The 20,380-nt window shown below is 67.3% G+C and carries 18 protein-coding genes, 1 tRNA gene and 2 pseudogenes; 10 read left to right on the top strand and 11 right to left on the bottom strand.

Annotated elements, in window-relative coordinates; genetic code table 11:
- Positions 1-490: 490 nt before the first annotated feature.
- Together MKK75_RS27990 and MKK75_RS27985 are read left to right on the top strand one after the other, a co-directional pair.
- Complete coding sequence (locus MKK75_RS27990; RefSeq protein WP_244045746.1) at positions 491-2,092, top strand: ABC transporter substrate-binding protein; 1,602 nt, start codon at positions 491-493, stop codon at positions 2,090-2,092.
- Between the two features lie 403 nt (positions 2,093-2,495).
- Positions 2,496-2,894, top strand: coding sequence for a VOC family protein (locus MKK75_RS27985; RefSeq protein ID WP_244045745.1), 399 nt, complete (start codon positions 2,496-2,498; stop codon positions 2,892-2,894).
- A gap of 307 nt (positions 2,895-3,201) precedes the next feature.
- On the opposite strand, the gene MKK75_RS27980 is transcribed toward MKK75_RS27985, so the two are convergent.
- Positions 3,202-3,450 carry a hypothetical protein gene (locus MKK75_RS27980; RefSeq protein WP_244045744.1) on the bottom strand — a complete coding sequence of 83 codons (249 nt, stop codon included), beginning with the start codon at positions 3,448-3,450 and terminating at the stop codon, positions 3,202-3,204.
- A 573-nt stretch (positions 3,451-4,023) separates the two neighbouring features.
- Between MKK75_RS27980 and MKK75_RS27975 the strand changes: the two genes are divergently transcribed.
- The 3 genes from MKK75_RS27975 to MKK75_RS27965 all read left to right on the top strand — a co-directional run bounded on the left by MKK75_RS27975 (position 4,024) and on the right by MKK75_RS27965 (position 7,449).
- A complete protein-coding gene (locus tag MKK75_RS27975; RefSeq protein WP_244045743.1) occupies positions 4,024-5,613 on the top strand; it encodes a hypothetical protein in 1,590 nt (529 codons plus the stop codon).
- Positions 5,614-6,124: 511 nt separating this feature from the next.
- Complete coding sequence (locus MKK75_RS27970) at positions 6,125-6,793, top strand: C39 family peptidase (RefSeq protein ID WP_244045742.1); 669 nt, start codon at positions 6,125-6,127, stop codon at positions 6,791-6,793.
- Positions 6,794-6,798: 5 nt separating this feature from the next.
- Positions 6,799-7,449: a C39 family peptidase gene (locus MKK75_RS27965; RefSeq protein ID WP_244045741.1), complete on the top strand. Its 651-nt coding sequence runs from the start codon at positions 6,799-6,801 to the stop codon at positions 7,447-7,449.
- A gap of 650 nt (positions 7,450-8,099) precedes the next feature.
- On the opposite strand, the gene MKK75_RS27960 is transcribed toward MKK75_RS27965, so the two are convergent.
- Entirely contained in the window at positions 8,100-9,308 is a 1,209-nt protein-coding gene (locus MKK75_RS27960) for an MFS transporter (RefSeq protein WP_244045740.1), read from the bottom strand.
- Between the two features lie 350 nt (positions 9,309-9,658).
- Positions 9,659-9,734, bottom strand: a tRNA-Ala gene (locus MKK75_RS27955).
- Positions 9,735-9,857: 123 nt separating this feature from the next.
- On the opposite strand from MKK75_RS27955, the gene MKK75_RS27950 reads away from it, so the two are divergent.
- From MKK75_RS27950 to MKK75_RS27935, 4 genes and pseudogenes are all read left to right on the top strand, one after another.
- Complete coding sequence (locus MKK75_RS27950; protein ID WP_244045739.1) at positions 9,858-10,160, top strand: YggT family protein; 303 nt, start codon at positions 9,858-9,860, stop codon at positions 10,158-10,160.
- A 12-nt stretch (positions 10,161-10,172) separates the two neighbouring features.
- Positions 10,173-11,216, top strand: a complete 1,044-nt coding sequence (locus tag MKK75_RS27945; RefSeq protein WP_244045738.1) for a MaoC family dehydratase — start codon at positions 10,173-10,175, stop codon at positions 11,214-11,216.
- 31 nt (positions 11,217-11,247) lie between these two features.
- Entirely contained in the window at positions 11,248-11,886 is a 639-nt protein-coding gene (locus tag MKK75_RS27940; RefSeq protein ID WP_244045737.1) for a GNAT family N-acetyltransferase, read from the top strand.
- A 13-nt stretch (positions 11,887-11,899) separates the two neighbouring features.
- Positions 11,900-12,364: pseudogene (locus MKK75_RS27935) on the top strand (N-acetyltransferase family protein); the annotation flags it as partial.
- A 131-nt stretch (positions 12,365-12,495) separates the two neighbouring features.
- On the opposite strand, the gene MKK75_RS27930 reads toward MKK75_RS27935, so the two are convergent.
- The 5 genes and pseudogenes from MKK75_RS27930 to catC all read right to left on the bottom strand — a co-directional run bounded on the left by MKK75_RS27930 (position 12,496) and on the right by catC (position 14,777).
- A complete protein-coding gene (locus tag MKK75_RS27930) occupies positions 12,496-13,128 on the bottom strand; it encodes an outer membrane protein (RefSeq protein WP_244045736.1) in 633 nt (210 codons plus the stop codon).
- Between the two features lie 26 nt (positions 13,129-13,154).
- Positions 13,155-13,272: pseudogene (locus MKK75_RS27925) on the bottom strand (transposase); the annotation flags it as partial.
- Positions 13,273-13,374: 102 nt separating this feature from the next.
- A complete protein-coding gene (pcaD, locus tag MKK75_RS27920) occupies positions 13,375-14,166 on the bottom strand; it encodes a 3-oxoadipate enol-lactonase (RefSeq protein ID WP_244045735.1) in 792 nt (263 codons plus the stop codon).
- Positions 14,167-14,183: 17 nt separating this feature from the next.
- Positions 14,184-14,480: a YciI family protein gene (locus MKK75_RS27915; RefSeq protein WP_244045734.1), complete on the bottom strand. Its 297-nt coding sequence runs from the start codon at positions 14,478-14,480 to the stop codon at positions 14,184-14,186.
- 12 nt (positions 14,481-14,492) lie between these two features.
- Complete coding sequence (gene catC / locus MKK75_RS27910) at positions 14,493-14,777, bottom strand: muconolactone Delta-isomerase (RefSeq protein WP_244045733.1); 285 nt, start codon at positions 14,775-14,777, stop codon at positions 14,493-14,495.
- 191 nt (positions 14,778-14,968) lie between these two features.
- Here catC and MKK75_RS27905 point away from each other — a divergent pair, with 191 nt between their 5' ends.
- A complete protein-coding gene (locus tag MKK75_RS27905) occupies positions 14,969-16,024 on the top strand; it encodes an enoyl-CoA hydratase/isomerase family protein (RefSeq protein WP_244045732.1) in 1,056 nt (351 codons plus the stop codon).
- A gap of 242 nt (positions 16,025-16,266) precedes the next feature.
- Here MKK75_RS27905 and MKK75_RS27900 read toward each other — a convergent pair whose 3' ends face one another.
- From MKK75_RS27900 to MKK75_RS27890, 3 genes are read right to left on the bottom strand one after another with little or no spacing between them, the layout of a single operon-like run.
- Positions 16,267-17,958: a methylmalonyl-CoA mutase family protein gene (locus MKK75_RS27900; protein WP_244045731.1), complete on the bottom strand. Its 1,692-nt coding sequence runs from the start codon at positions 17,956-17,958 to the stop codon at positions 16,267-16,269.
- Positions 17,955-18,932, bottom strand: a complete 978-nt coding sequence (gene meaB / locus MKK75_RS27895; protein WP_244045730.1) for a methylmalonyl Co-A mutase-associated GTPase MeaB — start codon at positions 18,930-18,932, stop codon at positions 17,955-17,957. The genes MKK75_RS27900 and meaB overlap by 4 nt, the downstream gene beginning before the upstream one ends.
- A complete protein-coding gene (locus MKK75_RS27890; protein WP_244045729.1) occupies positions 18,929-20,377 on the bottom strand; it encodes a phenylacetate--CoA ligase family protein in 1,449 nt (482 codons plus the stop codon). Before MKK75_RS27890 ends, meaB begins: the two co-directional genes overlap by 4 nt.
- Between the last annotated feature and the right edge of the window lie 3 nt (positions 20,378-20,380).

The following is a 20,380-nucleotide window of genomic DNA, read 5'->3' as shown; positions in this document are numbered from 1 at the left end:
GACTCACGAGATTGCGCACAACGTGCAGCAAGCGGCTCGCACACAGATGCCGTCGGTCGGAGCGGGAGCCATCCACCCCCTCTGCTTTCGGGATCCACACGGCCACGCGTAATTGACTGCGTTCGGGGTGGTAGGAGCCAGTCCGCTTTTCCGACCGTCCCTCTCAAAAGCTGCCGTTCCGCTTACGGCCAGCATCAGCTGCCGCAAACCGCCTTGTGGCATCTCAGATGGGTGGTTTTCCGCCGGTCTGCTTTCGGACAGTAATGATAGAAGCGGACATCGCCTCCGTGCCCGCTCACGACCCCTTCCGGACGTCCTGAGCGTCGCTCGGGCATCCGCAAAGCAGACGAAGCGCCCGATGTTCAAACCCGGCGTAAGATGACGGGATGAGCCCAAAGCCATTCAGCATGGTAGGGTGCGGAACGGGAAGTACCGCCTGCCCGGCTGGGAGGTCAGGTCGCTTCCAACGCATCTGTCGAGGCCTCAGGCTATGCTGCGTCGAAGCTTTCTCGGGACCGCCGCCGCGGCAGGCGCCGCCTCGTTCCTCCCCGCCCGACCCGCGCTCGCGCAGAGTGATCGCCAGCGGACCCTGCGCATCGTGCCGCAGGCAGATGTCACCATCCTCGACCCGCTCACGACGAGCGCCTACGTCACGCGCAACCACGCACTGCTGGTGTTCGACCAGCTTTTCGCGATCGACGGCGATCTCCGGCCTCAGCCGCAGATGGTCGAGGGCCACACGGTGCAGGACGACGGGAAGCGCTGGACTTTCCGCCTGCGGGATGGGCTCAGGTTCCACGACGGCGAGCCGGTGCGCGGGCGCGACTGCGTCGCCTCGATCCGGCGGTGGGCCCCTCGCGACAACCTTGGCCAATTGCTTTTGGCGCGTACCGATGCGATGGAAGCCCCCGACGATCGCAGCTTCATCATCCGCCTTAATCGGCCCTACGGCCTGATGCTGGCGACCCTGTCGAAGCTCGGGCCCCCGGCGCTGCTGATCCTGCCCGAGCGGCTGGCTGTCCTCGACCCCAAACAGCAGCTTCCCGAGGTCGGCGGTTCGGGTCCGTTCCGGTTCAACGCCCGCGAGCGCATCATCGGCGCCCGCGTCGTCTACGACCGCAACCCGGACTACGTGCCACGTGCAGACGGGGAGGTCTCCGGAGTGGCCGGGCCGAAGCGGGTGCATTTTGACCGAGTCGAGTGGACGACCATGCCCGACCCCAGTACGGCCGCAGCCGCGCTCAAGAACCGCGAGGTCGACTGGTGGGAGAACCCGATCAACGACCTGCTTCCAACACTGGGAGCCGACCGCGGGATCGTCACGCCGCTATCAGGCAGGCTGGGGACGATGGGCACCGGGGTGATGAATCATCTGCACCCGCCCTTCGACAAACCTGCGGTCCGCCGCGTGCTGCTGGAGGCACTCTCACAAGAGGACTTCATGACCGCGATCAACGGCACGGATCCGAACCTGATCCGTACCGGCGTCGGTCTGTTCGCCCCCGACACTGCGATGGCCTCCGATGTGGGTCTCGATGCGCTGACAGTTCCGCGCGACCTGGAACGCTCGAAGAGGGATCTGATCGCAGCCGGTTACAATGGCGAGCGCGTCGTCCTTTTGGCAGCAGGCGACCTGCCGCGGCTGGCCGCGATGGGCGATGTGATGAGCGACCTGCTCCAGCGCATCGGCATGAACGTGCAGCACGCCGTTTCGGACTGGGGGAGCATGGTCACCCGCCGGGCCAACAAGGCGCCTCCGGACCAGGGAGGCTGGAACATCTTCTGCACTGACTGGTCCGGCTTCGACATGCTGAACCCGGCGGTGGAGCAGGTGCTGCGCTGCGGCGGCATGCAGACGGGCTTCTTCGGCTGGCCAAATCTTCCGCAAATCGAGGCGATGCGCAGGGCATGGATCGAGGCGCCGGACGAAGACGGCCGCAGGAAGATCGCACACGACATCCAAGCGCTGGCGATGCAGGAGGTGCCCTACCTGCCCCTTGGGCAGTATCTCAGCCGAACTGCCTATCGGGACGATCTCCAGGACGTGGTCAAGAACCTGTCTGTGTTCTGGAACGTGCGGCGAGCGTCCTAAAGGTCTACTGAGTGTGACGAAGGCGATGGTTCTCGCCGGATAGATGCTTGGTGGTCGTGCTCGTCAGAAGGGTTGGCGATACGGCTAAGGCCGTCGGCTTTCTGGCCTTTGCGGCTCAAAAGCAGAAGCTCGCGTTTCCACCCAAAGCCGCCGGCCCACTTGCGACCAGAGCAAGCTGCATCGGCCGCCGCGCCTGCACCTCCAGAGCGTGCCGCATGTTCATTCGAGCCTCTGGACGGGCGTGATCGTTGACAGGCAACCGCGCGCTGTTTACCCCGGCCTTGGACGTGTAGAAGTCACAGCCCGGTCGGTAGTCCGGGTGGCTCAGCGCTCGTACATGGCGGCCGCCATCAGCGGTCGACTACCAGCGCGTCCTTTCCGATGAACAGGAAAGGTGCGTCCGATGAAGCTCAACCACATCAATTTAACGAGCATCGACGTTCCAGCTGACGTGGCGATGTTCGAGACCTATTTTGGACTGCGCACGTCGGTCGCACGCGGGAAAGCGCTTGCCGTCATGCACGACGATGACGGCATGTTGCTGGTCGTAAATGACTTCGCGAAGAAGCGGGGCAATTTTGCTTACCCCGAGGATAGTGACGTCCACCATATCGGCTTCATCCAAGACAGCCGGGAGCAGGTCGACGCGCTCAACACGCGCCTGAAGGCTGATGGCTGGGACGTGCCGGAGCCGCGTGACTACCACGGGGCCTGGACATTCTACTTCAAGGCCAAGGGTGGCTATTTCATCGAGGTCGCGACGCAAACCCAACTCCGGCACTCTGAGGCTGTCGTCGTCTGACGAGGCATCGCAGCTCAGGCTCAACGAGAGTAGCCCAGCGCCAGCGTCTGCCACGTTCTGTGGCCGAAGCTGACCATCCCCAAACCACCCCGAACAGCCATTCGATTTCCGACCAAAGCAGCGGAAAGGTCTGCTCGCTAAAAGCCCACGCTGCGCAGCCGTGAACAGCGCATGATTCTGTGGGTCGTCAGCGTGTCGTACGCTTTGGGCTATGCCGGTACGTCGGACTTCCAATCCCGACCCCCACGCCCGCCTGCCCGTCTCAACAGAACGGTCGCAGGCGGGCTTGGCGGGTGGAGCCGATGCCCTACTGCATTGGCGACTTTCCATCGGCATCGCGGGGGCGCTTCTTCTTGAGCTTGCCAGCCCTGTGCACCTCAACCGCCTTGTCGTCAGCCATGCGCTCAGCGAGGGCGAAGTTATGAAGCTCCGAATGAGTCTCTTGGTCTGCCGATGAGGCTTCCGTCAGGGCGTAGAATGCCGCGCGAGCAAGCTCTTTCTTGCTTGCATCAGGGTATCTCTCCCGGACGGCCGCCCGAAGAGCCTTCGGTTTCATTCCCGGTGTCGCGATGCTTCGCAGCGCCGACGCAATGATCCATGCTCGAGGCGAAGGGCGACGTAACATGGATGACAGTTGGATGACACGGCCACACCGATGGCTTCTCATCCTAATGGCGTTGAGGCCGCCCGCGGAAGCCCCTGTCGCAGCGCTAAGTCTTACATAAGACCTGGACAACGCGCAGTCCGAGACGAGGACGAACTCAGGGCGTGCTACTGCTGGAGCACGCCATTTCTTTGGATCGGTATGAGATTGCCGACCCGGCCGCGCTAAGTACCGCCCCTCTGTCTCAGGCAAGCGTTCCAGAATTACCACGAGCTGCACCAAAATGGTATTTTGCGACGATTTTCGACCATTCCTGCGGATGACGGCAATCTGAGTTGACGCAGCGTCATGAACGGACGCGCATCTGACCGGGGCGTGGCCCATTAAAGCGACGGGTCCCGTGCCTCGCATCGGAGACCGTTCGCCATGCCCCCGATTCATCGGCCCACGCCACGGATCCTTTGTCTAGCGCTCCTCGCTGGGGTGGCCGTTCCCCATCCGGCCTCCGCTCAGACCGTGTCCGAAATGACCGCCCGCATGGACGCCATGCAGCGCCAGATGCTGGCGATGCAGCAGGAGCTCGCCATCCTGCGCCGGCAGGCCGGCGCCCAGCGCACCGCGCTGGCCGGGGAGACCCGCGAGCGGCGAATGCTGTCGCAGGAGCAGTCGCGCCTCGCTGCCCGGACCCAGCGCCAACAGAGCGTTGCCCAGGCTGGCGGCCCCGGGGGCGCCCGGCCATCGGCGAGCGAGCACACGCCGGTGATCCTCGCCAACGACCTCATCTGCAACGCCGGCAGCTACGCGCTGGGTTCGGCGATTTGCTTCACCCCAGGCGGTTTCGTCGAACTCGCCGGCATCTTCCGCAGCCCGAACGTCGTCTCGGATGTCGCGACCGATTTCAACGGCATCCCGTTCCGCAATAGCCCGCAGTCGCGCGAGAGCGAGTTCCGCTTCTCCGCCCGGCAGAGCCGCCTGAGCGGCCTGTTCACCGCAAAGGTCGATCCGACGCTCCAGATCTCGGCCTACTACGAGATCGATTTCCTGGCGGCCGGCACAACCTCGAACTCGCGTGAGAGCAACAGCTACACGCCGCGTGTCCGGCAGGTCTTCACCACCATCGACGCGCTCGACTCGGGTTGGCACGTCCTGGCGGGCCAGGCCTGGAGCCTGATCACGACCGACGCGACGGGGATCATACCGCTCAAGGAGCAGATCCCGCTGACCATCGACGCGCAGTACGTCGTCGGCTTCAACTGGACCCGCAACCCGCAGGTGCGCGTCGTCAAGGACGTCGCACCGGGCCTGTGGGTCGGCCTGTCGGTTGAATCGCCCCAGAGCGTGCTGCCGCCGAGCCCGTTCGCGGCGCCCGGCCTCGTCAACGTCAACAACACCGGCGATGCGGCCGGCCTGCTAAACAATTCGACCACCTACTCCAATAACAGCGTCCCCGACGTCATCGGCAAGGTCGCCATCGAGCCCGGCTTCGGCCATTACGAGGTCAAGGGACTAGTGCGGTTCTTCGACGACCGGCTGAGCGCCACCAACCTGACCACCGCGACCCGCCTGCCCGGACGGAGCGACACCGCCGTGGGCTACGGCATCGGCGGCGCCGCGACTCTGCCGGTGATCGACAAGCGTCTCGATCTCCAGGTCAGCGGCCTCGTCGGCCAGGGCATCGGCCGCTACGGCTCGGCGCAGCTACCGGACTTCGCCCTGAAAGCCGATGGCTCGGTCGCGACGATCCCGGCCTTCCAATTGCTGGCCGGCGCGGTTGCCCACGTCCAGCCCGGGACCGACGTCTACGTTTACGCCGGCTGGGAGCACGCCGCACGGGCGGGGGCCCGCAACGCCACCGGGTACGGCTCGCCCACCCTGGTGGTGACCGGCTGCGACGTCGAGGGGGCGGCGAGCGGGACCTGCCAGGCGGAGACCCGAGACATCCGCCAGATCACCGGCGGATTCTGGCACGATCTCTACAAGGGCGGCTACGGCCGCCTCGTGGCGGGCGCGCAGGTCTCCTACACCGAGCGCGACGCGTTCCGGGGGGCGCAGGGCATCCAGCCCTCCAACCACTTGGTCACCGGGCTGACTTCGCTGCGGTACTACCCGTTCTGAGCCCCCGCCACTGCAGCCGGCCGATCGACCCGAGCCGAGGCTTCCCCGTCTGGGCTCGGGACCGAAACCGAGTGTTTCCTAATCAACTCCAGCTTCTCGGCGCTGCGCTCGTCGATGCCATCCAGCAGATCGTCGGCGTTATCGACGGTACGGATTGGCGCACAGCCGAATGTCCCGTGCTGCGCGTGTTCACGATCCGAGGTGTCTAGTCTGGTCGATAGCGGAATGACCGAGTCGGAGGGGCGCTGCCGGAAAAGCGGACGGCCTCCTATCGACCCGTTGCGGACGGAACCTCCAGGCGCATCGGCATCCCTGACGCAGACCTACACAGCGCGTGCAGGATGTCGTGTCAGGGTAGACCGCTATACGACAAGCTCTGGGTCCTACTATGAGCTGTTAAAAATGGCAGCCGCTGGAGTATGAAAATTTAACGTCACATAGGGTAATGACCGCCAATCTCATATCTATGCGATCTTCGGACAGAGATCGCTTACTTTCAAGACAAGATGTTATGATTGTGCATTTCGTTAATACCCGGCTTCTAGCGAAGGTTCGCCAGATTCTGGCCGCCCTCCTTGTATCCATTTTCGTGGTTCAATCAAAATCATCTTCAGCACAGACAGCAGACACAGGAAAAACAACAAAAGGGCATCTAACAAAAATTGATCTAAATATCGGGTTTATTCGGCAAGAAAAATTGCTTGGCGTGCCCACGTCTGCGGCAATAATCATGAGATACTATGGAGATGAGCAATCACCGCGAAAGTTAAAAAAGATGTCTCGCGGCACAGCTTATGTGGAATCAGAGCCGTTCGATGATTTTTCAATTACGTTCTACCGCGATATTGTGAAAGCTGTTGCTGAACTCGGCTACGTTTGGCACGAGAAAGCTTTCCCCGACGATGGGTTTGGCTTTCAAAAAGGCTTGGAAACCATCAAGCGGGAACTCGAACATGGCCGCCCCCTCATGATTGATGTCAGCGCACCAGAGGGACACACAGTTGTCGTCTCCGGTTTCGACGAAACGCTCCAGTGCATTTTTGTGGTCGACCCCAACATCGCCGCGCCCGGTCGATACACTATTAACTATGCTCATCTTCAATCAATCTGGAACGAGCATGCATTCAAGCGAAATTTTCGGAGCTTAGTCATCACCGCTCCCCTTCCATATGTTTCTTGACTGGCATGTTGGGCTTAATTCAAAGTTTTGTCTTAGGGATCGCATGCGTCATAGCATTGAGCTATGCATGGCATCGACCGCCGACGGCGGTTGCAAGTCCGAATGTGCTTGGTCAATTGCCTTCAATCTCGACGACTAACGACCTTGACGTGAAATATCTACGTCAAGAAGATTTGTTGTGCGTGCCTACATCAGCCTCAATGATCATGGCCTTCTATGGCGACCGTCACTCCCCCAGAAAATTAAAGACGATGTCTCGCGGCATCGAATACTCCTCCTCAAAGCCATTCGACGACTTTTCGATTACCTATTACAGAGACATCATAAGAGCCGCGCGCGCCCTAGGGTATGAATGGCACGAGCAAATTTTTGAAGACAACGATTTCGGATTTCGTAGGGGTTTAGCTATCGTGAAGGACGAGCTCATTCGTGGGCACCCTGTCATGATCGATTTGAGCATGCCGGAAGGACATACTATCGTGATTACCGGCTTTGATGAGAGAACGCAGGCGATCAATGTCGTTGACCCAAATGCAAGTGCTCCGGGGCGTAACTCAATCTCCTATGACGACCTTCAATTGATGTGGAATGAACATGCATTTAATGGCAATTTTCGGAGCCTTGTAACGACCTCACCGAGGAAGAGGCCGCTGTAGATTAACGGTTTTCGAGGGTGGTTTTTTGTAGTTGAAGGCGGCGCATGCTCCAGCTTCGTCCATTTGAGGCTGGGCTGAGTGTTAACGTCCGTTATCATTGATCCGCCGCTCGAAACCGGACCGCGTCAAATCCACCCCGAGCCGAAGTTGCCCGAGGGCTGGCGAACGGCTGCTTTGGAGAAACGCTGACGGCAGCTTAGGCGGCTGAGTTGGGTCGTAGGCGGTACGTCCGCTCCCCAACCCCGAGCTGAAGTTGCCGGACGGTTGACGAACGTCTGCTTCGAGGGAACGCCGACAGCGCTCCCCGCGGCTGGGCTGGGTCGGTAGCAGGCCGTCCGCTTTTCCCGCGGACCTTCTCCGAAGCGGCCGTTCCGCTTACGGCCAGATTCAGTCATTCGCGGCCCCTCAGACTGCCGGCACGCAGACGTTCCGAAAGTCAGAGAAGGGTCGACACCGGACGGTCGCTCACCTAAAACCGAACGTCCGCTTCCGGGCGGACCGCCGACTTCCGCTCTTAGCGCAGAGCGTCCGGGGTGGCCTAAACGGCTGGTCCGCCTGCACCGCGATGGGCGTCGTCAAACTGACTGGCATGCTGTCATCGCAAGCGGCGGCTGCACCCGTTCGGCAGGCGACCGGCCGTCAGCGCCTGGTCAGCGCGTGCCCGGCCGCGGACGCGGCGACCTGCCCACGAGCCATGCCGCAATCAGCGCGCCGAGCGCCAGCGTCAGGAAAGCGGTGCCGAACCCGGCCGCGTGCGCCAGAGCCCCGAACAGACTGGGCCCGATCACGATGCCGCCGTAGGTGAACAGAAGGCCGCCGCTCGTCGCCGCACCCACCTCCGCCGGCGCGACCGCGCTCATGATCTCCGCCAGGAACACGCCGTTCCAGCCGGTCGCCGTCGCGCCGAACACCAGCGCCACGGGCAGCGACAGCCAGGATGGGCCGAGGAGCGTCAAGGCAGCGGTCAGGAGGCAGCTCAGTGCCATGCCGAGGCTCAGTCCGACCAGCACCGTGCGCGAGGCCCGCGTGCGGTCGGCTATGAGGCCCCAGGCCGGCCGCCCCAAAATGCCCGCCACCTGGCTTGCCGAGAGCAGGGCCCCGGCGGTGATCAGGTCGTGCCCGACGACGCGCACGAGGTAGATCACCAAGAAGGCGCTCAGGACGAGCTGGATCGCCCCGAAGATCGCAGACGCGCCGGCGAGCCGCAGCAGCGCGGGGTTGCGGAAGATCATGGCCAGCGGATCGAGCAGGCGTGAGGTCCGGCCGCGCGCACCGACGGCGCGCTCGGCCCTGACCAGGGGCGAGGCCGCCGCGAAGGCGAGGGCGGCCAGAGCGCTGCCGACGGCCAGCGTCGCGCAGGTCGCGGTCCAGCCGAGCCGTGCCAGCAGGGGCGGGACCAGCAGCCCGGCGAGCACGCCGCCGAGCGGGACGCTGGTCTGCCGGACCGAGACGATGAAGACGAAGGCGGGCGACCCCGCCTGATGGGCGATCGCTTGGGAGCTGGCGGGCGTGAGCGGCCCGTAGCACAGGCCGATCAGGACGGCGCCTAGCAGCAGGCCGGCGATGCCGGCATGCGCGAAGATCGCGAGGCCGAGAGCGCCGCCGAGGACGCAGGCGAAGCTCAGCCGCAGCGGTCCGCAGCGCCGGATCAGCGGCGCGGCGAGCAGGTTGCCCAGGAGGACGAAAGCGTAGACCAGCCCCGAGTAGGCGCCGGCGACCTCGGCGGGCAGGCCGTAGCTGTGCGCGATCGGCCCCGCCATGACCGGCGGCGCGAGGCTGAGCATCGACAGGGCGGCCTGCGGGAACATCGTGGCGAAGAGCAGCGCGGCCTGACCGCCACGGGGTACTGTCCTCGTCACATCCGGCTGTTGCTCGTCGCGGTCATCCGATGGCCCGCCACCAGACGCCGCGCCGGTCGGTGCGTCGGTTCCTGATCCTAGCGGCACGCGGAACGGCTCCTCGACAGCGCGCTTTCTCTGCGAACTCGCGTCTCACATCGCAGTGCCAACCAGTCTCCGGATACGCTGCGATCAGGGAGCTCGGGAAAACGCAAGACCCGGCGTCGAGAACTTGGCCGTCAGCAAGCCTGAGGTCGACCAGACGGTCGCTAGCGAACGGTGACGGAGACCCTGCGAGCTGCCACTAAGCCCCGGCCGCGACAGCACAATCGCCATGCAGTCCAAGACGCTGACTTTTCACCAGGAAAGCCTGGTGGAGCTGAGGGGATTCGAACCCCTGACCTCCGCAGTGCGATTGCGGCGCTCTCCCATCTGAGCTACAGCCCCGTCGAGGCGCCGGCCTTGTAGGCGCGGGCGGCTCAGCCTGTCAATTCCCTGTTTCAACGCCGCCCGCCGCGCGCCGTTTCGGCGCTGGGGTGCGGGCGCCCCAAGGATAGCGCGCGGACCCGCATGAACGCCCTGATCTGGCTCTTCGACACGGTCGTCCAGCTCTTCATCTACGTCCTCATCGCCAGTGCGGTCCTGAGTTGGCTCGTGGCGTTCAACGTGGTCAACGTGCGCAACCCGATCGTCGCTCAGATCGGCGAGGTGCTCTATCGCGTCACCGAACCGGTGCTGCGGCCGATCCGCAACCTGCTGCCCAATCTCGGCGGCGTCGACATCTCGCCGATCATCCTGATCCTGCTGCTGCTGTTCATCAGCCGCCTGCTGCACGAATATGCCGTGCCCGCAACCTACGTTTACACGCAGTAGGATCGCCCACCCGTGAAGACCAATCCCGGCCGCTTCTTCGAGGATTTCCGCCTCGGCGAGACCATCCGCCACGCCACCCCGCGCACCGTGACGGTGGGGGACGTGGCCCTCTACACCGGCCTCTACGGCCCGCGCTTCGCCGTGCAATCCTCGGACGCCTTCGCGCGCGCCTTCGGCTACCCGAAGAGCCCGCTCGACGATCTGCTGACCTTCCACATGGTGTTCGGCAAGACCGTGCCGGACGTCTCCCTCAACGCGCTGGCCAATCTCGGCTACGCGGAGGGCGGGTTCCGGCGGCCGGTCTATCCGGGCGAGACCCTGTCGACCGTGTCGGAGGTGATCGGCCTCAAGGAGAGTTCGAATCGCCAGACCGGCGTGGTCTATGTCCGCTCGGTCGGGTCCGACGAGCGCGGCGAGACCGTGTTGAGCTATTGCCGCTGGGTGCTGGTGCGCAAGCGCGACCCCGGGGCCGCGATCGCCGAGGAGCACGTGCCCACCCTCGCCAAGGTGGTCGATTCGCAGGATCTCGCGGGCGCCCTGCCGCCGCTCTCGGCCGCCGCCTACGACACGGACCTCGCCGGCAGCCCGCACCGCTTCGCGGATTACGCGGTGGGCGAGCGGATCGACCACGTCGACGGCATGACCGTCGAGGAGGCCGAGCACCAGATCGCCACGCGCCTGTTCCAGAACACCGCCAAGGTGCATTTCGACGGGCTGGCCGCCAAGGACACCCGCTTCGGCCGCCGCCTGATCTACGGCGGGCACGTGATCTCGCTCGCCCGGGCGCTCAGCTTCAACGGGCTGGCCAACGCCTTCGCGCTCGCCGGCATCAACGCTGGCCGGCACGTGGCGCCGCTGTTTGCCGGGGACACGGTCTACGCCTGGAGCGAGGTTCTGGCGACGGCGGATGTCGGCCGCGCCGATGTCGGGCTCCTGCGCCTGCGCACGGTCGCCACCAAGAACCAGCCCTGCGGCGCCTTCCCGGACCGCGCCGGGGAGGGCTACGACCCCGCGGTGATCCTCGACCTCGACTATTGGGCGTTCGTGCCGAAATAGCGCGCTCGGCAAGGCCCGGGGACCGGACCCCATGCCCAAGGCGCCAACCCGGATCCCGAGGCGGAGCGCCCTCGTCGTCCGGCGCGCGGGACCGGAGGACGCGGCCGCCATCGCCGCCGTCCACGTGACCGCGTGGCACGAGGCCTATGGCGGTCTTCTTCCCTCCGCGATGATCGACGCCCTCACGGTCGAGGTGCGGCAGGCGTGGTGGGCGCAGGTTCTCAGCAGCCCGCAGCCGGGCGCCGACGAGGCGGCCTACCTGGCCGAACTCGGCGGGACGCCGGTCGGGTTCAGCCTCGGCAACGCCCAGCGCGCGGGCGCCCTGGCGGCGGCGGGCTTCGACGGCGAGTTCCGGGGGCCCTACCTGGTGCGGGCCGCCCAGGGGCGCGGCGGCGGCCGGGCCCTGGTCGCCGCGATGGCAAACGGCCTGCAGCAGGCCGGGTATCGGGCCGTCGGCGCCTGGGTGCTGCGCACGAACGCGCCCGGCCGGCGCTTCATCGACGGGCTCGGCGGCACCCTGCTCGACGGGCCGGAGGCGGTCCGCGGGCACGGCCGGTTCACCGAGATCGCCTACGGGTGGCGCAACCTCGCGCCGCTGGCGGCGCTCGGACGGGGCGTGGGATCGCCCGTGTCCACGCCCGATCCGTGCAGGCCCGGGCACGACGCATGACAGGGCACGACGCATGACCGGCCCGGGGACCGAAGCCGCGCTCATCAGGCCGGCGAAGCCGGACGACGCACCGGCCATCGCGGCGGTCCATGTCGCGGCCGGGTCGGAGACCTCTACGGGCCTCCTGCCCGACGCGGTGATCGCGGCCGGCACGCTCGACAAGCGCCGCGCCCGCTGGGCTTGCATCCTGGGCGATCCGGCGGCCGCCCCCGGTGTGGCGGTCCCGATCGCCGAGGCGCGCGGCGCGCTCGTCGGCTTCGGTGCCGGCCACGCGCGGCGCTCGGCCGACCTGGCGGCGTCCGGCTTTGCCGGTGAGATCAGTGCGCTCTACGTCCTGCGCGCGGGTCGGCGACGGGGCATCGGGCGGGGCCTGATGGGAGCTATCGCGGCGCATCTCCGCGCGGTCGGCCATCGCGGTGCCGGGCTCTGGGTGCTGCGCGACACTGCGACCGCCCGGCACTTTCACGAAGGTCTCGGCGGGGTCGTGACCGGCGAGAATGAGGAGGTGCGGCCCGAAGGCCGCCTCGTGGAGGCCGCCTACGGTTGGCACGATCTCGCATTCCTGGCGACGGCCTGCGATCCGGGATCCCGGCGCGGCCGAGGGCCCCCTCAGCGGACCCCGCCGCCGACCACGCCCGCCTCGACCGCCAGCGATAGCCGATCGGTGACGGCCCATTCGACCCCGACGCCCGCCGCCGGCCGCACCGCGATGTCCTGCCGGCTGAACGGCAGCGTCCCGGGCGTCGGCCCGACGCGCAGGGTGTCGTGCACGGCCACGGCGCCGGTCTTGGCATAGACCAACACGTCCGGCGCCAGCAGCGTCCCGACCTTCACCGCCAGGGTGCCGGCGAAGTCGCGGCTGTAGGCGCGCCGCCCGTAGCCCGGCGTCAGGGCACCGTCGCGCCCGGCGAGGTCGTCGAAGCCACCGCTGATGCCGTAGAGGATCGGGCCCTCCTGCCACATCCGCCCGGCCTCGAAGCCGAGGGTGGGGCCGGAATAGCTGCCGACATGCCGGCTGCTCGTCACCGCATAGCCGGTCGACAGGCGGGCATAGGAGCCGGTCCAGCGGCCGGCCGCGTCCTCGACGGACCCGGGCCAGGCAAAGGACGGCAGGGGGGCGAAGCCGATCGACGGCCAGAGGAGGGCCTGGGCGGCGGCAGGCCCCGCCGACAGGCCGCAGGCCCCGAGCGCGAGACCGATTGCGAGCCTGCGGAATGGACGGGCTGCGGCGCGTCGAATCATGATTGCAGCATAGCCGAAGGTACCAAGTCGATCTGCTCCATCAGCATGCGCTCGGAACGCACCGAGAAGAACGCCTGCAGCAGGGTGGGGCGCAGCGCATCGCGGGGGGATCGAGGGCCGCCCCAGCCCCGAGTCCAGTGCCTCCAAGGGTGCGATTCAGGATGAGCCTCCTCCGGAGCCGCCCGCTCACCCGCGCCCTTCGGGCTCGCCTCGACCGGCACCGAACGCGGAAACCCGGCTGTCATACTACGCCGCGTCTGCTTCGCCGAAGAACGCCAGCAGCGCCTCGTTGAAGCGCGCGACATCCTCCAGATTGGTCAGGTGCGCGCCGCTCAGCGCGCGGTACTGCGCACCGGGGATGTGATCGGCCAGGAAGCGGCCCTCCGCGGCCGGTGTCGCGGCGTCGTGCGTCCCGGCGATCACCAGGGTCGGCACGGCGATCCGCGGGAGGTCGGCGCGGAAATCGGCATCGCGCACCGCCAGGCACGCCGCCGCGTAGCCCTCCGAGGCCGTGGCGGCCAGCATCCGGCGCAGGCTGGCGGCCAGCTCGGGCTTGGCGGCCGCGTAATCCGCCGTCAGCCAGCGCGAGGCCACCGCGTCGGCGATGCTGCCGACGCCGTCGGCGCGGACCGCCGCGACCCGGTTGGTCCAGTTCTCCGGCGGGCCGATATAGGCGGCCGTGTTGCACAGGGCGAGGCGGTGCAGCCGCTCCGGATGGTTGAGGGCGATCCACTGCCCCGTCAGGCCGCCCATCGACACGCCGGAGAAATGCGCGCGATCGAGGCCGAGATGGTCCAGGAGGCCGATCACGTCCCGGCCGAGCTGCGCGATCGTGTAGGGCCCCGGCGTGACCGTCGACTGCCCGTGACCGCGGGTGTCGTAGCGGATCAGGTGGAAGCGGGCCGCCAGGGTCTCCACCTGCGGCGCCCACATGTCGAGCGACGCGCCGAGCGAGTTCGACAGCACGAGTGCGGGGTGCGCCGGGTCGCCCTCCGCCCTGTAGTGCAATCGGACCCCGTCGAGTTCCGCGAACGCCATCCGGCTCCTCCCTGTCTTCAAAGATAGCTTTTGCCGGCGAGATAGGCCTTGCGCCAGCGCCGGATCTCGACGCGCTCGAACAGATCCACCTGAAAGAACGGATCCGCCGCGATGAGCGCCTCGGCCTCGGCGCGGCTCTCGACATCGACGACGTAGAGGCCGCCGCCCGCATCGGTCCCGTCGTCGTTCAGCTTGGCGCCGCAGGCCAGGAGGCGATCCTTGATTCGGTCGAGATAGGCGAGATGCTCAGCACGGTTCGCCTTGCGAATGTCGAGGCTGCCGGGCCTGTCGAAGGTCTCGATGATGTAGGGCATGATTCCCCGCGCTCAGTTGGCCGCGATGGCGGACGGGTGCTGCGCCAGCGGCGTCACTTGGATCGCCATGTACGGGTAGAGGGGCAGCGCCGTCAGGAGATCGTGGAGCTCGTCGTTCCCGGCGACGTCGAACACGCTGACGTTCGCGTATTGCCCGGCGACGCGCCACAGGTGCCGCCACCTTCCGTCCTGCTGGAGTTTCTGGGAGAAGGCTTTTTCCTCGGCCTTCAGGCGATCCGCCTCGGCCTTCGGCAGGCTCGCCGGGATGTCGACCTGCATGTGGACCATGTAGAGCATCGGGTTCGTCCTCCGCCGATCGGGTGATCGATGCCGTAGCCCATGCGGTCGCGGAGCTTGAGCGCGGGACGGGCCGGATCCGGTACGGTCGGCCGCGATTGTTCCGTGCCGCCCATCGTTGCGGCGACTTGGCGGCACACCTATTCAATCAGCCCATCGATCCAAACGAAAACGGGAGGACGCGTCCGACGATGACCGAACCTGCGACCGACGAGGTGCTGTTCGAGACACGCGGCTCCCTCGGCCTCGTGACGCTTAATCGGCCCAAGGCCCTGAACGCCCTGACGCTCGGCATGATCCGGGCGATGCAGGACCGGCTCCAGGCCTGGGAGTCGGACGAGAGCGTGACCCGCGTGGCGGTCCAGGGCAGCGGTGGGCGGGCCTTCTGCGCGGGCGGCGATGTCCGGCGGATCTACGAGGCCGCCAAGGCCGGGCAGACCGCGGCGATGTTCACGATCTGGCGGGGCGAGTACGCGCTCGTCGCCCTGATGGCCCGTTACCCGAAGCCGATCATCGCGCTGATCGATGGCATCGTGATGGGCGGGGGTGTCGGCATCTCGGTGCACGGGCCGGTCCGGGTGGCGTCCGAGGCCTACGCCTTCGCGATGCCGGAGGTCGGCATCGGCTTCATCCCGGATGTCGGCACCACCGCGCTCCTGCCGCGCCTGCCGGGGCATGCCGGCACCTATCTGGCGCTGACCGGATCGCGGATCGGCGCGGGCGACGCCCTCGCCCTCGGGCTCGCGACCCACGCGGCGCGCGCGGCCGATTTCCCGGCCATCCTCGACGCCCTGGCGGCGGGCGGCCCGATCGAGCAGGCCCTGGCCGCCCACGCCGCGCCCCGACCGGAAGGGGGGTCGGTGACCCGGGAAGCGGCTCTGATCGCGGCGTGCTTCTCGGCCGAGAGCGTCCCGGCCATCCTGGCGCGGCTCGATGCTGTCGAAGGCTCGGACTTCGCCGCCGAGACGGCGCGCACCATCCGCCTCCGCTCGCCGACCAGCCTCTGCCTCGCCCGCGAGCAGATGCGGCGCGGGGCCGATATGACCGTGCCGGAGGCGATCCGGACGGAGTACCGGCTGGTGACCCGCATCATGCGGGGGCACGATTTCTACGAGGGCGTGCGCGCGGTGCTCGTCGACAAGGACAACCGCCCCGCCTGGCAGCCCGCGACGCTCGACGCCGTCGATCCGAACGCCATCCGGGCCGCGTTCGAGCCGGCGGAGGAGCCGGAGCCGCGTTTTAGCTGAGAGGTTGAATTCCACCACGCGCCCTCCCTCCCCCCTCTGCGGGGGAGGGTGGCCCCTGCGCGAGCAGGGGGCGGGAGAGGGGAACCCGGCATCCGGAAAGGGCGAAGGCGGCATGAAGGCCACGGCCTTCTTCTGCACCGTCGCTCCCCTCTTGCGGGACTTCGTCCCGGCCCGACCCCCTTCGGGGGCCACCCTCCCCGCAGAGGGGGGAGGGAGAGCGGCGCGTCCGTCAGTACCCAGCTCTAAAACACCGGCGTCTCCCGGTACGTCCCCCACACGCCCTTCAGCGTCTCGATGATGTCGCCCATCGTGGCGCCCGAGCGGACCAGCTCGATCGTGATCGGCAGGATGTTCTGGTTCGGGTCCTTCGCGACCGCCACGAGCTGCTGCAGCAGCAGGTCGAACTTCACCGGGTCGCGCTCCTGGCGGACCCGGCGGGTGCGGGCGCATTGGCGGTCGGCGGTGGACTGGTCGTAGGGGTGGGTCTCGATCTTCGGATCGGGGGTGTCGTCCACGAGGCGGTTCACGCCGATCACCGGCTTCTCGCCGGTCTGCTTCCGGATCGCGGTCTCGTAGGCGAAATCCGCGATGTGGCGCTGGAACCAGCCCTCCTGGATCAGCTTGAGCGTGCCGCCGCGCTCCTCCACCTCCTTGAGGATCTCGAAGATGCGGGTCTCGTACTCGGTGGTCAGGCTCTCGACGTAGTAGGAGCCGCCGAGCGGGTCGATCACCTGGGTGACGTTGGTCTCCTCGGCGATCACCTGCTGGGTGCGCAAGGCCATGCGCATCGCGTCCTCGGTGGGGATGGCGAAGGCCTCGTCGTATCCGTTGGTGTGGAGCGACTGGCAGCCGCCGAGCACGGCCGCCAGCGCCTGCATGGAGGTGCGCACCACGTTGACCATGTATTGCGGCTTGGTCAGCGAGGCCGCGGCGGTCTGGCAGTGGAAGCGCAGGCGCATCGAGTCCGGGTTCTGCGCCCCGAACCGCTCCTTCATGATCTTGGCGTAGCAGCGCCGCAGCGCCCGGAACTTGGCGATCTCCTCGAAGAAGTCCGCCTGGCACACAAAGAAGAAGGCCAGCCGCGGCGCGAAGGCGTCGATCGGCATGCCGGTCTTGAGCACCTCCTCGACGTAGACGATCAGGTTCGCGAGCGTGAACGCCGCCTCGTGGAGCGGCGAGGAGCCGGCCTCCGAGATGTGGTAGCCCGAGATGTTGATCGGGTTGTACCGCTTCATGGTCTTGGCGCAGTAGGTGATGCAGTCGCGCACGATCCGCACCGACGGCTCCACCGGGAAGACGTATTCCTTCTGCGCCATGTACTCCTTGAGGATGTCGGCCTGGATCGTGCCCGAGAGCTTGTCGAGGTCGTAGCCGCGCTTCTCCGCCAGCACGATATACATGGCGAGCAGGATCCAGGCGGAGGGGTTGATGGTCATCGACACGGAGATCTTCTCCAGGTCGATGCCGTCGAACAGGGCCTCCATGTCGGCGAGCGTGTCGATCGCCACGCCCTCGCGCCCGACCTCGCCCTCGCTCATCGGATGGTCGGAATCGTAGCCCATCAGGGTCGGCATATCGAAATCGGTCGAGATGCCGGTCTGGCCTTGGGCGATCAGGTACTTGAAGCGCTTGTTGGTGTCCTCGCCGGTGCCGAAGCCGGCGATCTGGCGCATCGTCCAGTTCCGCGAGCGGTACATGGTCGGGTACGGGCCGCGGGTGAACGGGTAGCGCCCCGGCAGGCCGATATCCTCGATCGGCGTCTCGGCGGCGTCGGCCGCCGTGTAGACGCGCTTCACCGGGATGTCGCCGAGGGTGAAGAATTCCGGCTTGCGCTCGGCCTGCTTCTTCAGGAAGGCGCCGACCTCCTTCTGCTCCCACTCGGCCTCCTCCGAGCGCAAAGCCTCGACGGTGGTGCGGTCGATCAGGCTGGTCATGTCGATGCTCCGGATGCGTGCGGCGCGAGCGCCTGTTCGAGGAGTTCGGTGGCGAGGCCGTAGGGGTCGCCGTCCCGGGTGCTGAGGCGTTCGGCCAAGGGCCCGGCGACGGGCGCCGCGCCGCGGGTGAAGCGTTCGATGAGCAGGGTCTCGGCGGTCTTCTCCAGGCGGAAGCGGGCGATCGCCGCCCGGCGCCGCGCGCCCGCCTCGGTCTCGAAGGCGACGCGGCGGTGGTTTCCGATCGCCGTCATCAGGGTCTCGAAGCCCTCGCCCTTGTAGGCGGACAGGCCGATCACCGGGACGCGCCATTCCGTTCGGCCGGCCGTGAGCGTGCCCAGGGTGAGCATCTGCTTCAGGTCGGTCAGCGTGCGGTTGGCGTCGCTGCGGTCACATTTCGACACGACATGGATGTCGGCGATCTCCAGGATGCCGGCCTTGATCGCCTGGATCTCGTCGCCGAGCCCCGGGGCCGAGACCACGACCGTGGTGTGCGAGGCCCGGGCGATCTCGACCTCGTCCTGGCCGACCCCCACGGTCTCGATGATCACCGTGTCGAAGCCCGCGACATCCAGGATGTCGACGGCGTCGAGCGCCGCGCGGGCCATGCCGCCCATGGCGCCGCGGGTCGCCATGCTGCGGATGTAGACGCCCGCGTCGCAGACATGGTCGGCCATGCGGATCCGGTCGCCCAGGATGGCGCCGCCCGAGTACGGGCTCGACGGGTCGATCGCCACGACGCCGACCTTCTGGCCGGCTTTGCGCAGATGGGCGGTCAGCGTCGCCACCAGGGTCGACTTGCCGCTGCCGGGCACGCCGGTGAGGCCGACCACGTGGGCGCGTCCGGCCCGGCGGTAGATCTCGGCGAGCGCGGGCCGCGCCTCCGGCGAGCCGGCCTCGGCCCGGGAGATCATCCGCCCGATCGCCGGCACGGCGCCCGCCGCCACGCGCGCCACGAGATCGCGGGAGGGCGTCACGCTGCGCCCCTGTCGACGCCCGGGTCGGCGATCTGGGCGTGCATGTCGCGGAACACCGCGCGGTCGTCGATCACCCGGCGGGCTTTGAAGTCGGTGCGCGGCAGGGTGTTGGGGGCCAGGATCTCCGCTTGAGCCCGGAGGCCCAGCATCTTCTGCAGCCGGTGGCAGGTGTCGCGGCGGAACGCCTCGACGGCCTCGGGGCCGCGGGCGAACACGCCGTCATCCGCCTCGACCCGCAGCAGCAGCTCGTCCATCGCCGCCTGGCGACTGATGACGATCCGGTGCTCGCCGCCGTAGCCCGCGGTGGCGTTGAGCGCGGCGTCGATCTCGCTCGGGTAGACGTTCTCGCCGCGGATCGTGAACATGTCGTCGATCCGCCCGAAGATGCCCTGCGGCAGGCTCGGATAGGTCCGGCCGCACGGGGTCGGATCGTTGGTCCAGAGGGTGAGGTCGCCCGACGCCAGCCGGATCATCGGCTGGGAGGTGCGCTCCAGATGCGTGTAGACCGGGGTGCCGCGGCTGCCGTAGGGCACGCGGCGCATCGTGGCCGGGTCGCAGACCTCGGTGTAGACCACGTCCTGCCAGCAGAGCATGCCCTCGGTCTCGGCGGTGCCCGAGACGTTCATGAACGGCGACATCTCCGCCATCGAGCCGCAATCGAACACCCTCGCGCCGAAGGCCTCGGCGATGCGGTCGCGCACGCCCGGGATCGAGGCGCCGGGCTCGCCCGAGAAGAACATGATGCGCAGGCCGAAATCGCGCGGGTCGAGCCCCTCGCCGCGGGCGACCTCGGCGAGGTGCAGGGCGTAGGTCGGCGTGCCGTAGAAGGCCGCGGGTTTCAGGCTCGCGAGCCACTGGGCGCAGCGGGCGGTCATGCCGGGGGCGCCGGCGCCGAACGGGAAGGATTGTGCGCCCAGGCGCTCGGCCCCGGCCAGCGCCCCCCAGCTGCCCATGTACAGGCTGAGGATGGCGGCCACGCAGACCATGTCGCCCGGCCGGATCCCCATGCCCCACATGATCCGGGCATGGGCGTTGGCGATGGCGTTCCAGTCGTTGCGGCCGATCGCGAAGGCGGTGGGCCGCCCAGTGGTGCCGCTCGTCCCGTGGATGTGGAAGATCTCGCGGTCCGGCACGCAGAGATAGTCGCCGAAGGGCGGGGCTGCGTTCTGCGAGGCGCGCAGCTCCGCCTTGGTGACCACCGGCACCCGGTCCTCGAAATCCTCCAGGCTCTTCAGCTGGTCCGGATGGAAGCCGGCCTCGTCCCAGCGGCGGCGGTAGAACGGCGCATTGGCGTACGCGTAGGCGCAGACCTCGCGCAGGCGGCCGAGGATCGCGGCCTCGCGCTCCCCCGCCGGCATGGTCTCGCGCCGGGGGAACCAGTAGCGGCTGTCGTCCGCCGGAAAGTAGCTGTCGTCGTAGGCGGTGGGGAAGGTCCAGGCTTCCATGGC

The sequence above is a fragment of the Methylobacterium sp. J-030 genome, from assembly GCF_022829545.1.
GTDB lineage: Bacteria > Pseudomonadota > Alphaproteobacteria > Rhizobiales > Beijerinckiaceae > Methylobacterium.
Note: the sequence above shows the minus strand (reverse complement) of the source record. Positions and strands in the feature narration are given on the sequence as shown.

Excerpts from the sequence above, each read along its gene's own strand:
- MKK75_RS27990 (WP_244045746.1), top strand. The coding sequence starts at position 491 with ATGCTGCGTCGAAGCTTTCTCGGGACCGCCGCCGCGGCAGGCGCCGCC.
- MKK75_RS27985 (WP_244045745.1), top strand. The coding sequence starts at position 2,496 with ATGAAGCTCAACCACATCAATTTAACGAGCATCGACGTTCCAGCTGAC.
- MKK75_RS27980 (WP_244045744.1), bottom strand. The coding sequence starts at position 3,450 with ATGAAACCGAAGGCTCTTCGGGCGGCCGTCCGGGAGAGATACCCTGAT.
- MKK75_RS27975 (WP_244045743.1), top strand. The coding sequence starts at position 4,024 with ATGACCGCCCGCATGGACGCCATGCAGCGCCAGATGCTGGCGATGCAG.
- MKK75_RS27970 (WP_244045742.1), top strand. The coding sequence starts at position 6,125 with ATGATTGTGCATTTCGTTAATACCCGGCTTCTAGCGAAGGTTCGCCAG.
- MKK75_RS27965 (WP_244045741.1), top strand. The coding sequence starts at position 6,799 with ATGTTGGGCTTAATTCAAAGTTTTGTCTTAGGGATCGCATGCGTCATA.
- MKK75_RS27950 (WP_244045739.1), top strand. The coding sequence starts at position 9,858 with ATGAACGCCCTGATCTGGCTCTTCGACACGGTCGTCCAGCTCTTCATC.
- MKK75_RS27940 (WP_244045737.1), top strand. The coding sequence starts at position 11,248 with ATGCCCAAGGCGCCAACCCGGATCCCGAGGCGGAGCGCCCTCGTCGTC.
- MKK75_RS27930 (WP_244045736.1), bottom strand. The coding sequence starts at position 13,128 with ATGATTCGACGCGCCGCAGCCCGTCCATTCCGCAGGCTCGCAATCGGT.
- pcaD (WP_244045735.1), bottom strand. The coding sequence starts at position 14,166 with ATGGCGTTCGCGGAACTCGACGGGGTCCGATTGCACTACAGGGCGGAG.
- MKK75_RS27915 (WP_244045734.1), bottom strand. The coding sequence starts at position 14,480 with ATGCCCTACATCATCGAGACCTTCGACAGGCCCGGCAGCCTCGACATT.
- catC (WP_244045733.1), bottom strand. The coding sequence starts at position 14,777 with ATGCTCTACATGGTCCACATGCAGGTCGACATCCCGGCGAGCCTGCCG.
- MKK75_RS27905 (WP_244045732.1), top strand. The coding sequence starts at position 14,969 with ATGACCGAACCTGCGACCGACGAGGTGCTGTTCGAGACACGCGGCTCC.
- MKK75_RS27900 (WP_244045731.1), bottom strand. The coding sequence starts at position 17,958 with ATGACCAGCCTGATCGACCGCACCACCGTCGAGGCTTTGCGCTCGGAG.
- MKK75_RS27890 (WP_244045729.1), bottom strand. The coding sequence starts at position 20,377 with ATGGAAGCCTGGACCTTCCCCACCGCCTACGACGACAGCTACTTTCCG.